The sequence below is a fragment of the Veillonella sp. CNR 79/14 genome, from assembly GCF_003992185.1.
Taxonomy (GTDB): domain Bacteria; phylum Bacillota; class Negativicutes; order Veillonellales; family Veillonellaceae; genus F0422.
Genome location: NZ_RQVH01000030.1, coordinates 1 through 14,699 on the forward strand (window position 1 = coordinate 1; position 14,699 = coordinate 14,699).

The 14,699-nt window shown below is 35.6% G+C and carries 13 protein-coding genes and 1 tRNA gene; 1 reads left to right on the forward strand and 13 read right to left on the reverse strand.

The window, feature by feature from the left end:
- A partial coding sequence (locus tag EO119_RS07475) for a PepSY domain-containing protein (protein ID WP_126941279.1) occupies window positions 1-1,326 on the forward strand: 1,326 nt, incomplete at its 5' end.
- A gap of 83 nt (window positions 1,327-1,409) precedes the next feature.
- Here the strand turns inward: EO119_RS07475 and EO119_RS07480 are convergent.
- From EO119_RS07480 to dnaA, 13 genes are all read right to left on the reverse strand, one after another.
- Window positions 1,410-1,486, reverse strand: a tRNA-Arg gene (locus EO119_RS07480).
- A 554-nt stretch (window positions 1,487-2,040) separates the two neighbouring features.
- The gene (locus tag EO119_RS07485; RefSeq protein ID WP_009353965.1) at window positions 2,041-2,355 is read right to left on the reverse strand and encodes a hypothetical protein; all 315 of its coding nucleotides are present in this window, start codon (window positions 2,353-2,355) and stop codon (window positions 2,041-2,043) included.
- 119 nt (window positions 2,356-2,474) lie between these two features.
- Window positions 2,475-3,824, reverse strand: coding sequence for a hemolysin family protein (locus tag EO119_RS07490; RefSeq protein ID WP_126941281.1), 1,350 nt, complete (start codon window positions 3,822-3,824; stop codon window positions 2,475-2,477).
- A gap of 213 nt (window positions 3,825-4,037) precedes the next feature.
- A complete protein-coding gene (locus EO119_RS07495) occupies window positions 4,038-4,355 on the reverse strand; it encodes a YbjQ family protein (RefSeq protein WP_126941283.1) in 318 nt (105 codons plus the stop codon).
- A gap of 83 nt (window positions 4,356-4,438) precedes the next feature.
- Entirely contained in the window at window positions 4,439-4,768 is a 330-nt protein-coding gene (locus tag EO119_RS07500) for a branched-chain amino acid transporter permease (RefSeq protein ID WP_126941284.1), read from the reverse strand.
- Entirely contained in the window at window positions 4,765-5,475 is a 711-nt protein-coding gene (locus tag EO119_RS07505) for an AzlC family ABC transporter permease (protein WP_126941288.1), read from the reverse strand. Before EO119_RS07505 ends, EO119_RS07500 begins: the two co-directional genes overlap by 4 nt.
- A 307-nt stretch (window positions 5,476-5,782) precedes the next feature.
- Entirely contained in the window at window positions 5,783-7,225 is a 1,443-nt protein-coding gene (locus EO119_RS07510) for an amino acid permease (RefSeq protein WP_126941290.1), read from the reverse strand.
- An 11-nt stretch (window positions 7,226-7,236) separates the two neighbouring features.
- Window positions 7,237-9,138: a DNA topoisomerase (ATP-hydrolyzing) subunit B gene (gene gyrB, locus EO119_RS07515; protein ID WP_126941292.1), complete on the reverse strand. Its 1,902-nt coding sequence runs from the start codon at window positions 9,136-9,138 to the stop codon at window positions 7,237-7,239.
- A 108-nt stretch (window positions 9,139-9,246) separates the two neighbouring features.
- Window positions 9,247-10,140 carry a DUF721 domain-containing protein gene (locus tag EO119_RS07520; RefSeq protein ID WP_126941293.1) on the reverse strand — a complete coding sequence of 298 codons (894 nt, stop codon included), beginning with the start codon at window positions 10,138-10,140 and terminating at the stop codon, window positions 9,247-9,249.
- Window positions 10,130-11,221: a DNA replication/repair protein RecF gene (gene recF, locus EO119_RS07525; protein WP_126941294.1), complete on the reverse strand. Its 1,092-nt coding sequence runs from the start codon at window positions 11,219-11,221 to the stop codon at window positions 10,130-10,132. Before recF ends, EO119_RS07520 begins: the two co-directional genes overlap by 11 nt.
- Window positions 11,222-11,223: 2 nt before the next feature.
- The gene (locus EO119_RS07530) at window positions 11,224-11,448 is read right to left on the reverse strand and encodes an RNA-binding S4 domain-containing protein (RefSeq protein ID WP_126941295.1); all 225 of its coding nucleotides are present in this window, start codon (window positions 11,446-11,448) and stop codon (window positions 11,224-11,226) included.
- A gap of 16 nt (window positions 11,449-11,464) precedes the next feature.
- A complete protein-coding gene (dnaN, locus tag EO119_RS07535) occupies window positions 11,465-12,577 on the reverse strand; it encodes a DNA polymerase III subunit beta (RefSeq protein WP_062402241.1) in 1,113 nt (370 codons plus the stop codon).
- A 267-nt stretch (window positions 12,578-12,844) separates the two neighbouring features.
- Window positions 12,845-14,494, reverse strand: a complete 1,650-nt coding sequence (gene dnaA / locus EO119_RS07540) for a chromosomal replication initiator protein DnaA (protein ID WP_164725697.1) — start codon at window positions 14,492-14,494, stop codon at window positions 12,845-12,847.
- Between the last annotated feature and the right edge of the window lie 205 nt (window positions 14,495-14,699).

Genomic DNA, 14,699 nt, shown 5'->3' on the forward strand with positions numbered 1-14,699 from the left:
TGGCATAAGAGAATATCTATCTTTTCTATTATATTTTTTCTTATGTTTTGCATTACCGGTTTATTATTATTATTTAGAAATGAATTAAATGCTTGGTCTTTAGGACAACCCTCTCATAGTACATCTACTATGACAATGAGTCCATACTCATCCTCTATATTTGATGCAGCAGATGCGGGTGCTGCATTAGTAAAACAACAATATCCATCCAAAGATATTTTAAATATTTCTCCAACCATGAATAGATCTAACCTATTACGCTATAGAATTATTGATTCATCAGCCACATCTGCCCCACCTGCACGAATGGGTATGGGAGGAGACTATACCTTATATAACCCAAATTCTAATACACTTGTTGAATCTCATCGTGTCACCCCTGCGCATCCATGGGTACGAAGTGCACTACACACAATTCATGAATTACATACTCGATTAGCCTTAGGAAAATTTGGTATTTATCTTGTAACTATTCTATCTATGATATGCTTCTTATCCATCCTTAGTGGTATCTTTTTATACGGCCCTTTCAGTTCCGCCTATAAACGAAGTAGACAAACATCAAATCGATTACAAATCAGCGCTCTGCATCGTGAATTTTCTATGATTGCTTCTGTTTGGGGAATTGTATTATCTCTAACTGGTGTATGGATTGGTGGTTTTTTTATTGCTAATGATTATTACACAAAAAATGTAGCCTCTATGGCAAAGCAAGAATTAGCTAATCATACATCCGAAATTTTATCTCCTTCTGAAGCAATTCAACGAATCCTATCAACCTATCCTAATCGTCAACTTATTTCTATGGATTATCCTTCAAGATTTAATAATTATCACTATGCCTTTTATTTAGGTAGCCAAAATGATGACGATCCTGCCATGTTTTTAGGTCAGCCTGTATATGCCAATTTATATAGTGATTCAACCCTCGATCAATATGCAACAAAAGAAATTCCTTGGTATTTCACCGGAATGAAAACTATGATAAACTTACATATTCATAATCATAATTCCATGGTATTAAAAATATTATGGGCCATCTGGGATACTATTATCATCATTGGTATGTTATTAGGCATTATCCTAACGATTATGAAACGATATCATATCCCTATGAAAACTACATCTATAAAATCTACCTTATCTCCTACTCATATTTGGAGAATTCCTGCTATATCTAGTGTATTCATCGCTTGTGGTCTTATCATTCCAATGTGGCCTAATTCTATGACAGAAACAATTGGTGCCATTTGCTTATTGATTCCTTTAGTACTCTTAATATACTCTTTATATCAGCACTATACTCGAATACGAGAAACTCTATAATATATTCATGGTAGTCTTTCTTATAAACCCATGAAAAAACCGATGTCACAGATATATCTTTCTATGACATCGGTTTTTATCTATGGTGCGCCCAGAGGGAATTGAACCCCCGACCTGCAGTTTAGGAAACTGTCGCTCTATCCTACTGAGCTATGAACGCAAGTATACATCTATTATAGTCTAACTGTACTATACCTAGCAATATGAAATCTAAAATAAGATTCGATCTGTATCCTATGTGCATATCCACAATACAGAACATTTTTTCTAACCTTTTAAGATTCAATAAAGCCTTATTTTACAAGGGTTATTCACTTTTTGTGTATAAATTGTGGATAACTATAGAGTTATTAACACTAAATTCACAAGGTATTAACATCCTACTCACATCCTATACCCATAGTTATACACTGAGTTATCCACATTTAGGTGGATAACTATTTCATATGTACGATAAAAGTATCTTTTTTGTTCTATTTTTACACTATATCCACTAGTATTGTCTATCTACCCATGACATAGATGTACTATTGCTTACATATACGATAAAACAAAGCTATATCTCATCATCTACTACATACACAATAAGCCTATAGAACATAGCTAACCTGTTCTATAGGCTTTATCATATACATGGTATATATCAGATTTTCTCTTATCAGGATACTTTCAGTATGCACCGCATCGTATCTTGCAAGTACTGACTGCTCTCACTTATTCAGCAAAGTGTAATTGACCATTCACTTCTACTGGAATGCCCCAATCAACTTGCACGCCATTTTTGTTCCACATGCGAGTTAAGGCTAATTTTAAGTTATCGTAGGAATCCAATGGTTGCACTGTCAACTCATCATATGTGTTTAATCCTGTGGCATGCATTACTGTTTGTTCTGCTTGCAAATAGGATTCTACTTTCTCTTTCCAAGTTACATCCTCTAATACCACTTGGCATTCTTTTGTTTCTTTGTTATACGCAATATGACCACGCTCATTATCTCCATAATGAATTGCTAAATATACCCATTCCATGGTGTACCCTCTTTCATGACTAACATAAGTTATGATGTATACTATACTCATACTTTGATGTATTCTGTTTCTATTATATCGTATCTTTCCAAGTAGTGGCAATATAGATACTTTTTACTTTATACTGAACTACTCTCCACCGCTACTTTCCGTGTCACCATTACTTTATCCACCCGCGTGTTATCCATATCCATGACCTCAAATTGCAATGGCCCATAGTGACAGCGATTAGCTTCTTTAGGAATACGACCGATTAAGTAGGTCACGAATCCCCCTAATGTTTTATACAGATCCTCTTCTTCACCTGGTAATAATTCATCCACTTCAAAATATTCTTTCAGTTCTTCAATGCTGATAAGACCATCCACAAGATACGTACCATCTTCTCGCTGTACGATTCGATTTTCTTCTTCTTTCTTTTCCTCTTCCCCAGATGGCATCAATCCCACGATTTCTTCCATAATGTCGTGGAACGTAATCATCCCACTCATACCACCATATTCGTCTAGCACAATGGCTTCATGAGTACCTTCTTCTCTGAAAGTAGATAATACTTTCATTAAGGACAAGGATTCTGGTACGAGCACTGGTTTACGCATGCAATAAGCTAGAATATCTTTCATCGGACGATGACTTTCTTTCATCTGTTGTGCTAACACATCTACAGAAGAGACTAAGCCTTTCAACTCATCTAAGGAATCATCACCTACTGGAATACGATGTTCGTTGCATTCCATAATGGTTTCTAGGATGTCCTCATCACTAGCGTTAATATCAATCCACGTCAACTGCGTACGAGGTGTCATAATATCGCTGGCATCGAGGTCAGCTAAGCGGAAAATATTTTCTACTAACACTGGCTCTTCCTCTTCATAAGCGCCTAGTTCCACACCTTGTACAAGCATTTTATTAATTTCCGATTCCGTTACCGGTGCTTCTTCCTTGTGTTTAACGCCTAATACTTTCAGTAGCACCGTTGTAGACATACTGAGAAGTGCCACAAATGGTTTTGTGATGGTGGCAAAGTATTTCATAGGGATTGCCATCATGATGGCAATGGATTCTGGAGAATTGTATGCCAACCGTTTTGGTACTAATTCCCCTATGACTAAGGATAAATAGGTTGTTAAAGATACGATGAAAATAGGGCTCACTGTATCGGCATAATCAGCTAACCACAAGATATGTTCTTTGATATAGGTCGCCATAGGATCGGAAAAAGTAGCCCCTGAATACAAACCAGTGACGATACTAATTAAAGTAATACCAATTTGTATAGTGGAAAACATTTCATTCGGATCTTCCGCTAGCTCGATGGCCATGCGAGCTCCACGATTACCGGCTTCTGACTTTTCTTCTAATAATCCTTTACGAGCATTAATAATGGCTAATTCCGTCATGGAAAATAAACCATTTAAAATGATGAGTATGACTACAATTAAAATTTCTATACCTATGTCACTGCCCACTGATTCTATCTCTCCTTATCGATTCCTATCTATAAAACTATACTATATGTATCTAACTAATCATCTACTAACTTTAAATAGTTATGTATTCTAGTACAATACTTACTGTCTATTTTTACTAAATTATATTTCAATACTTAAAAATATATTGAAATACTTCTGCATTCTTATATAATACTTGTTTGCTATTTGTAAAAGTAACTCTAATACATACTAAATAACAACCGCTGTTCCTGTGCATGTTACCATGAGCATACCATTCGTTTCACCTAATGTTTCATAACTCACAGATACACCTACGATCGCATTAGCTCCCATATCTTTCGCACGTTTACTCATTTCTTTTAAAGATGCCTCACGAACGCTAGATAAAGATGATTCATAACTATTACTACGACCCCCTACAACATCTCGAATAGAAGAGAAAAAGTCTTTCACAAAGTTACGACCTTCTACAACTTCTCCAAAGACGATTCCTTTATATTCTTTAATTGGTTGTCCTTCAATTTGCATCGTTGTTGTAATAATCATAGGTGTCTCCTTTATTCTCATATTGATATGATTTAAACCTTATTATTCGTATTATATCATATTTAGAATACTTCCATATAACACTATATAAATACTTGTTGAATCAGTACCATATACAGAATTGTTCCACCCCCAATGGATAGGAACATATTTCCTTTCCATAGGTGTAGTAATACTGTCACAGCTACTGCGATTATGTCCGGCATACCATGATATATGCCAGATAAATCTACATGTCGTAAGGAAAATACTACTAACAAACTCATCGTTGCCGACGGCAATACTTTCCCTAAATACTGCACATAAGCAGGTGTTTTCGTTTTCGAATTAAATATGACAAATGGTAAAAACCGTGTTGCCATAGTGCCTAGCACAACAATGGCAATGGTTATGATTTGTTCCGTGAAAGTCATTGCTCTCCCTCCATTGTTCTACGTAACAGACTTAATATGACTACGATTCCAATCATAGCAGGAATCATAAAGTGTTCACTGCCAAAGACAATCAAGGCAACGCCAGGAATCACTAATCCTATGCCAGAGCTAATCAAATTTCGTTGCATTTTATATTGCTCCAAAGCCAATACAATAAAGAGTGCAGTCAGTACAAATTCTAGTCCTTTTGCATTAAAAGATAATACAGATGCAAAAAGATTACCTATGACAGAACCCACAACCCAATATAACTGATTCAATAGAGTTACAAAAAAATAACACCATTTCTTGGAAATTTCAGCAGGAATTTGTGATGTATAGTTAATGGAAAAACTTTCATCCGTCATTCCAAATATGAGATATGGTGTTAGCCATCCCATATGTCTATATATAGTTAACATAGAAATTCCATAAAATATATGACGCCCATTGACCATGAATGTAATTAAAAAAGCACCTACTGGATCGAAAGGAGATAGTAACATAGCTACTGTTACAAATTCCATAGATCCTGCATAAATGAGAGCACTCAATGCCAATGTATAGCCCCAGGAAAATCCCATAGAATGCATATAAATGCCATAGGATAGTCCTAAAAATAAAAATCCCAATAATAACGGTGTTGTTTTAAGAAAACCATATCGAAAGGCAGATATTATTGTATTTTTTGTTGGTTTAGGTTCCATATATACCATCCTTTCTTTCATCGTGTATCATTAGTATTACTAGATTATCAAATTTTATAAAATACTGACAATTATTTTATATAAATGATTAAATACATATATATTCAAAATATGTACATGGATACAAATAACTTAGTGCCACTTTTACTATACTATCAAATTCTAGAATACTTATATATTTATATAATATATAATAGGTTAATAAAAGATTATTTTTTAACCTATTTCCTGTAGTATCCTATTTTAATTATAAAATTAATGAACAGAAAAACAGCCCATGGGAACTTCTTCCCGTAGGCTGTTTCTATTAGTCCTCAAAATCGCGAGATAAATCCACTTCTTTTAGAGGAACTACTTTTGTTTTATGTTTTGCTTTATACCATAAGTATACAGCGAAGAATACTGGAAGACCAATATAAGCAACGGATACTCCGTACCAGTCAATACTTTCACCCATGAAGGCTGTATAGTTTTGACCAGCAATAATGATCAAACACAATGCCAAGGCAAACAATGGACCAAATGGGAACCAAGATGCTTTGTAAGGCAATTTGGATACATCATGACCTTGTGCCACATAAGCACGTCGGAAACGATAATGTGCAATCGCAATCCCTACCCATGTGATGAATCCACTCATACCACTGATATTAATCAACCAAGTATAGGCTTGACCTTCCCCAATTAAAGATGTTAAGAAAGCAAACAAACCAAAGGCTGCTGTTGCTAACAATGCTGGAATTGGCACACCACGTCGGTTAATAGAACTAAATAATTTTGGTGCATCTCCTGATTTAGATAATGCGTATAACATACGTGTAGAGGAGAATAAACCAGAGTTACCAGCGGACAATACAGCGATCAACAAAATAGCATTGATGAAATGTGCCGCCCAGTCAAATCCAAAACGGTCAAATACCAATGTAAATGGACTAATGGACACATTTTCTACAGAACTGTTCAATAAATTTGGATCATTGTAAGGGATTAAAAAACCGATGACTGTGAAAGAACCAATATAGAACAGTAAAATACGCCAGAAAATAGAGTTAATAGCTTTAGGAATATTTTTTTCTGGATCCTCAGACTCACCAGCAGCAGTACCGATTAATTCTACCCCTTGGAAAGAGAAACCAGCAATCATAAAGATAGCTAAGATAGAGGAGAATCCCCCTACAAATGGAGCCTCTTCGATAGTCCAGTTATGGAATCCTGGAGATTCAGTACCAACCCCAAGAATCAATAAAGATCCTAATAATAAGAATACAATAACAGTAATAACCTTGATGCTAGAGAATAGATATTCACTTTCACCAAAAGAACGAGCTGATAAATAATTCAACACAAACAGAATCAATAAGAACAAAGCAGACCAAACAATAGCTGGCACATCAGGAAACCAGTATTTCATGATGAATGCACTGGCTACCAATTCAGCTGCTAATGTAATAGCCCAGTTAAACCAAAAGTTCCAACCTAAGGCAAAGCCCAAAGCTTTATCTACATAGCGAGAGGCATGAGTACCAAAAGAACCAGATACTGGCAAATACGTAGTCATTTCCCCTAAACTAGTCATCAAGAAATATACCATGATACCGATGAAGCTATAAGCAATTAACGCGCCACCAGGACCTGCTGTACTCACTACTTCACCACCGGCTACGAATAAACCTGTACCAATAGCACCGCCTAAGGCAATCATATTCATGTGGCGGGATTTCAAACTTCTTTTTAATTTGTTATTTTCCATGAGACTTCTCCTTATAAGTCAAGATTTCGTACATATTCTGCATTATCTTCGATAAATTTTCGACGAGGCTCTACCTTATCCCCCATCAAAACGCTAAATATCTTATCTGCTGCAATACTGTCTTCCATGCTGACTTGTAGGATGGTTCTATGTTCAGGGTTCATAGTTGTATCCCATAATTGTTCTGCATTCATTTCACCAAGACCTTTATATCGTTGGATCGTAATGCCTTCACGGCCAATTTCATCCAATCTATCTGAAAGTTCTTGGTCACTGTAGGCATACCATTGTTTTTGACCTTTTTTAATTTGGTACAACGGTGGTTGTGCAATAAATACATGACCTTCTTCAATCAATGGTCGCATATAGCGATAGAAGAATGTCAATAATAAAGTACGAATGTGTGCGCCGTCCACGTCCGCATCTGTCATAATGATGATTTTATTGTAACGGCTCTTCGTAATATCAAAGTCTTGTCCGATACCTGTACCAAAAGCAGTAATCATAGAACGAATTTCTGCATTGGCTAATATTTTATCGAGACGAGCTTTTTCTACATTTAGAATTTTACCGCGCAATGGTAAAATTGCTTGGTAACGGCGATCACGACCTTGTTTTGCGGTACCACCCGCAGAATCACCTTCGACAAGGTAAATCTCTGTCATAGTTGTATCTTTTTCAGAACAATCTGCTAATTTACCAGGTAAGGAGCTCACTTCTAACGCATTTTTACGGCGTGTCAATTCACGAGCTTTACGGGCTGCTTCACGAGCACGACTCGCATTGGTTGCTTTTTCGATAATTTTCTTCGCTTCTGCTGGATGCTCCTCTAAGAAGACACGCAATCCATCAGACACGATAGTATCTGTAATCCCTTTGACTTCGCTATTGCCTAGTTTACCTTTTGTTTGGCCTTCAAATTGTGGTTCCAATACTTTTACACTTACCACAGCTGTCAAGCCTTCACGCACATCTTCCCCAGTCAAGTTGCTTTCATTTTCTTTCAAAATGCCAGCCTTGCGACCATAGTCGTTTAAGGTACGTGTTAAGGCTGTACGGAAACCGCTCAAGTGCGTACCACCATCAATGGTGTTGATATTATTAACGAAGGACAAAATCGTTTCGCTATAACTATCGTTATATTGTAATGCCACGTCTACTACCACATCGTCACGAGTATTATCGATGGAAATAACACTTGGTGTGATAGCTTCTTTCGCTTCATTTAAATATTCAATGAATTGTACTAAGCCACCTTCATAATGGAAACTTTCACTGCGACCTTCTCCACGTTTATCAGATAAAGTAATACGTAAACCTTTATTCAAGAACGCCAACTCTTGTAAGCGAGTTTTTAATACATCAAACTCAAAGATGGTGGTTTCAAAAATTTGTGCATCTGGTTTAAATCGTACTGTCGTACCTGTGCGATCCGTCGTACCGATTTCTTTCAATTCAGACGTTTTATTACCACGTTCAAAGGAAATTTCTTGAATTTTTCCATGTTGGTATACATCGACAATAGTCCACTCACTTAAAGCATTTACTACGGAAATACCTACCCCATGAAGACCACCGGATACTTTGTATCCACCACCGCCAAATTTACCACCTGCGTGAAGTTTGGATAATACTAGTTCTACCGCAGGCATACCTGTTTCATGCATCCCTGTCGGAATCCCACGACCATCGTCAATAACTTCAATACTATTATCTTCACAAATGGTCACTTCAATATGCGTTGCATACCCCGCTAGGGCCTCATCCACACTATTATCTACAACTTCATACACCAAGTGATGTAATCCACGGGCAGATGTGCTACCAATATACATACCAGGTCGCATACGAACGGCTTCTAAGCCTTCGAGGACCTGTATATTACCGGCATCATAATTTGTTTGTTCTGCCATCTGACATCCTCCTACTATTTATATAATGACATCCCATACTGGTCACCATATTCTATATAATACATTCTATTATACAATACTTTACTATCTCTGTGAAAGTCTAAGCCTTTATTTCACTTGCATTTTATCTGTTTCGTTCCAACGATACTTATTTGTAATATTTACAACTTGTTCATAAGACAATTCTTCTTGCGATTTTGATGTAATTAACATAGTAGCCCAATACATATCATTCGCATCCGTAGATCCTTGGAACAAGCGAGTTAAATAATAATAAATACTTTCTTCTTTTGCCACTTCATACCATTCGTAGGTGCACCAGGGAGCAATCACTTTCATTTGGTCATACTTATAATGAGGATAATCCTTCAATAAACCTTTTACCGTACGAATGATATGTCTATACTTTTTATATTCACACTGAGGGCATACCTTCGCAGAACCTTCCGATTGCCAACGACCACAGGTAGGACATTGATGAAAATGCTCTTGCTGTAGTACAAACTCTTTCTTCGCTTGCTCCATACGTGTTTGTAATACCTTTTGTCGAAGTTCCTCATGACGGATCACACGAACAGATTTTTCTATACTTTGTACAATCTCAGAGGGCAACACAATTTGATGAAAGTCTATAATTTCCTCATAAACAGGTGTCATATCTAAGGCATCCCCTGATACAAGTTGGTCTTGTAAAGCACGTCGTGGGAGTTGTACTTTGATATCTGTAATAATAGATTCTCCATAATACTCACGCAATGCTTCCAATAATTGTGGTTTGCGCATAGTCATCTCTTGCATCCATACAGTATGACCAATTTCAACTACAATAACAGGTGGCTTTATGTGCACTAATTTTGCTTGTCCACTCACCATAGGTCCTACGACAGATTCCCAATCATGATAGAGTTTCATAAGTCGATACATTTCATAAATGCCTAGTTCTTGTAACATAGCATCACGAAGATCCATTACTCCTGTAAAAGATTCTAGATTACTCTCCATGTATCATTTCCTCCGTCAAGTCTATATACTGCACCTTATCTAAGTCCATTGTATCTGTTGTATCAGTAGTAGTAATAATTGTCTGTACACGTTTATGAATGAATTTGATTAAATTAGATCGACGTTCCTGATCTAATTCACTGAGTACATCATCTAATAGTAAAATAGGATATTCTCCTACTTCCGATTTTATATATTCTAATTCACTTAACTTAACTGATAAAATTGCTGTCCGTTGTTGTCCTTGTGAGCCAAATCGTTTTAAATCCATAGAACCTGAATAAAAAATAATATCATCACGATGAGGTCCCACTGATGTTTGTAACCGTCGCCGATCCTCTGATAAATTTTCTTGTAAAGCCTGTAATAGAGCATCTTTGGTTACTAATAGTTGTTTCTCACTATAAGGTTGAGTATATTGCAATCGCAAATCTTCTTTACCATTGGTTAGTTTCCGATTCATTAAATCCATTAATTGATTTAATTTTTTTAAACTTTCCAATCGTTTTTGGATAATTTGTGAACCTAAAGTAGCAATTTGTTCATCCCAATTTTGTACTGGCACCTTACTCGTATAACTATATTCTTTAAGTATACGATTTCTCTGTTGCACAGCCCGTTGATACATCGTAAGTTGATGATAATATTGAGGACTAGTCTGACTAATTTCCATATTCAAAAAACGACGACGTAAGGAAGGAGTTCCCTTAATTAAATCTAAATCTTCTGGAGAAAAAATGACTGTATTCAAAGTACCTACTAATTCTTTTTGCGATAGAGGATTATCATGCAAACGAATGACTTTTTTTCCTTGACGCCCCCATTTAATCTGCAACGTATGAGGCGTATCAGCTTTCATAAAGTGAACGATAATACTAGCCTCATCCTCATTCCAAGAAATGACATCTTTCATATCCGATGTACGATGACTATGTCCCATCGTGGCAATATAAGCAGATTCTAGGATATTTGTTTTCCCTTTTCCATTAGGACCATGGATGACAATGATTTCTGGTGTGAAAGTAATAGTTTTATGACGATGATTGCGAACATGTATGAGTTCCAATTCAGTCACATACACAATTAAGCCTCCTTCACCACAGTAATTCTTATTTCATTAGCAATGGTTACTACATCATTAGGATAGATTTTTTTACGTTTTTCTGTAACTACTACATCATTTAAAGTGATTTTATTTTCTTCTAATAACACTTTAACTTGACCACCTGTTGATAATACATTGGCATATTTTAACAGTTGATCTAATTGAATATACTCTGTATGAATGGATACAGTTTCTTGATTCATAATTTCCTCTTTTCTCTTAATTATGTGTATGAACTGGTGTTACCACATAGGTGTAATGGTCATTATTATCTTGACGAATTACCATAGCCCCTTGTTCTTGTAAGTACATATGAATTCTTTCACCTGTGCTATGTTTCAATAATTCATCTATATATTTACCATTAAAATTAATAGTGAAAGGATTTCCTTCAAAGGTACATAAAACAATATCTTTTACCATACCAATATCAGCACTTTGAGAACTTAATGTAACTTGATTCTCTTCCCAGTCATAGCGAATGGCAGAATAACTCATATCTTTCGCCATAAAATAGACACGATCTAAGGAACTAGCAAATTCACGACGATTTAAAATAGCACTAGCATCGAATTTAGCAGGAATAACACGTTTATAATCAGGATATGTACCTTCAATTAATCTTGAAATAATATATACAGTATCAAATACAATAGCTACTTGATTTCTATTCCAAATTAATTTAACCATAACAGGTTGATCCGATGGTAATACTCTGGATACTTCTTCTACAGTGCGTTTTGGAATGACAATACGCATTGGGTTTTCAAGAGCTGCATCTAAGGTTACTTTTTTAACAGCCATACGATGTGTATCAGTGCCTACCATAGTAAGCTCATTGCCTTCAATTTCCACTAAGGTACCACAGAAGATAGGCCGATCTGTATCCGTAGAAGTAGCATATACAGTTAAGTCGATTAATTGTTTTAGCTGTTCTCCGTCAATCATAATACTATTATCATCTTGGATTTGTTCCACCAAGGAAAAATCTTCTACTTGCATAGTCACAAGTTTAAATTCAGAATGATCGGATTTAATCTGTAATTGATTAGAATTGTCTGGCTTATATAATTCTACTTGTTCACCTGGTAATTTTTTTAGAATTTCTTGAAAGTATTTAGAACCTACTACAATAGTACCAGGTTCAAGAATAGTAGCATCTACTTGGGATCTCATTCCAATTTCAAAATCGTTAGCTTGTAATTCTACGTAGTTATCTTTTGTAGAAATGTAGATAGATCCTGGTAAATTAGAGCTTGTTTTATTACTTGCTACACGTTGGAATAGTGACATGGCTTTCACTAATTCATGTTTGTTAAATTGAAGTTTCATTATTAACTCCTTATGACTAATATAACTATGTTAAAGTTTTTTATTTAAAGTAGTAGACGTAGTAGTAGGACGCGTGTATAAGTGGATAGGTCCATAAAACTTATAAATTTCAATGTTTTACACATGTTTACAACATTGGGATTAGAAAATTTTATATATCCACATAGTAACAGGTCTATAAATACCTTGTGTGTAAGTGTATGTTTGTTAACAATGTAATCACAAAATGTAAACAAGTTAAACACATACTTATACACAAATTTAATATTACTTTGCTTCTTCTAATTCTTTGCGAATGCGATCGATAGTATGTCGTAAATCTTGGTCTTTTTCTATTTCTCTAGAAATTTTTTCATATGCATGTAATGCGGTAGTATGGTCTTTTTTACCAAAAGCAAAGGAAATTTGAGGGTAACTTTCATTGATTAATTCACGAGCTAAATACATAGCAATTTGGCGTGGATGAGCATATTGCTTATTTCGTTTTTGACTTACTAAATGTTCTAGCTTGATTTTAAAGTAATCTGCTATAAATTCTTGAATATACTTAATGGATAATACAATTTTTTCTGTATGGATGATAAAGTCTTTAATTGCCTTATTTGTAAATTCTACATCAATTGTTTCTAATCGATTTGTAATAGCCGCTTGTGTAATTAATGTTTCAAAGGCGCCTTTTAGTTCACGAATATTTCGCTTATTAAAATACTGTGCAAATAGGTGGATAACCTCTTTTGGAACATATAAGGTTGGGTATTCACTACGACGATGATCGATTTCCTCATGGATGATGGCTTCAATCATCTCAGGATTTGGTGCTTCAATTTCTACAGTAAGACCACTGTTGAATCGTGTGATTAAGCGTTCTTCCATTTCTTTATAATCTTTTGGTGGTTTATCGCTAGACAGGATAACCGCTTTATTGTGACTCAATAAATGATTGAAGGTATTAAAAAACTCTTCTTGCGTCGTTTTCTTATTTTTTTCTTCTAAGAATTGTACATCGTCAATGATGAGTACATCGATATCTCGGAAGTTACGACGGAATTGATCCGGTGTTTTTGTCCGTAATGATTCAATGAAACTATTCATAAAATCTTCACTGGTAATAGACATAATTTTAGTAGATGGATTGAGGGCTAAAATTTCATTGCCAATAGCATGCATTAAATGGGTTTTACCAAGACCAGATTGACCGTGAATATATAGTGGATTGTAACGAAGTCCTGGATTTTCAGCTACTGCTTTCGCAGCACTGAAAGCCATACGGTTAGAATTAGATTCGATGTAATTATCAAAAGTAAAAGCACGATTTAGATGTGATTTTGAAGAACTACTCATGTTTCGTTGTACAGGTGGTGCTGGTGGTATAGGAGAGGTTGTTTTAGAAGCAAATAAATCGGCAGGGACTGGTCTTTGAATGCCTTGTGAAGGAGAAGTATTTCTTTGAATGATGACAGGAGAATCATAACTAGGACGGCTTACTCCTTCTGGTAATACTTCATTATACTCTTCTGTATCCCAAGGAGGAGGGATGATAGGAGATGGAGAGCTTTCCATTGTTGTATCTTCAATAGAAGGCATATCGATAGGCGGCATAGGGGGAATCTCTGTAGGAGGTGTACTCATCTGTTCCGCAGGAGATGCATTTACCGTTGCCGTATCTGTTAAATAGTCGATGGTCTGCAAGGTAGGGAGTAAACTTTTTGCTGCCTCTACGATTTGGTTATGGACTAATGGGGTTTGAATATATTTTAGCTTGCTAGGATCCATAACAAATAAGGTCAAAATAGTAGATGTCATAGAATAGGGCATCAATGAATTAACAACCAAGGAATCCCACATTTGCTGGGGCATTTTCGTTTTTGTTTTTTGCATCACTTGGTCCCATAGGGAGTAAAGATCTAAGTCACTCATAATAAACCTTCCTGCATGTGTATAAGAATTATTTGTCCACATCATCATAATGTGGATAACTAAAAATTAGACAAAGAAAAAGAGTTCATAAACAAGATAATAAGTAGAATTGTTTCTATCCACAATAATGTGAATAAGTCAGTGGATAACATGTGAAAAATAAAAATACTTGTTTATAACCCTTCGTTGGTGTATATCATTATTA

What these genes read in the sequence shown, in the direction of transcription:
- gyrB (WP_126941292.1), bottom strand. Translation starts at nt 9,138, where the DNA reads ATGGCAGAACAAACAAATTATGATGCCGGTAATATACAGGTCCTCGAA.
- EO119_RS07530 (WP_126941295.1), bottom strand. Translation starts at nt 11,448, where the DNA reads ATGAATCAAGAAACTGTATCCATTCATACAGAGTATATTCAATTAGAT.
- EO119_RS07520 (WP_126941293.1), bottom strand. Translation starts at nt 10,140, where the DNA reads ATGGAGAGTAATCTAGAATCTTTTACAGGAGTAATGGATCTTCGTGAT.
- EO119_RS07510 (WP_126941290.1), bottom strand. Translation starts at nt 7,225, where the DNA reads ATGGAAAATAACAAATTAAAAAGAAGTTTGAAATCCCGCCACATGAAT.
- dnaA (WP_164725697.1), bottom strand. Translation starts at nt 14,494, where the DNA reads ATGAGTGACTTAGATCTTTACTCCCTATGGGACCAAGTGATGCAAAAA.
- EO119_RS07505 (WP_126941288.1), bottom strand. Translation starts at nt 5,475, where the DNA reads ATGGAACCTAAACCAACAAAAAATACAATAATATCTGCCTTTCGATAT.
- EO119_RS07495 (WP_126941283.1), bottom strand. Translation starts at nt 4,355, where the DNA reads ATGATTATTACAACAACGATGCAAATTGAAGGACAACCAATTAAAGAA.
- dnaN (WP_062402241.1), bottom strand. Translation starts at nt 12,577, where the DNA reads ATGAAACTTCAATTTAACAAACATGAATTAGTGAAAGCCATGTCACTA.
- EO119_RS07485 (WP_009353965.1), bottom strand. Translation starts at nt 2,355, where the DNA reads ATGGAATGGGTATATTTAGCAATTCATTATGGAGATAATGAGCGTGGT.
- EO119_RS07500 (WP_126941284.1), bottom strand. Translation starts at nt 4,768, where the DNA reads ATGACTTTCACGGAACAAATCATAACCATTGCCATTGTTGTGCTAGGC.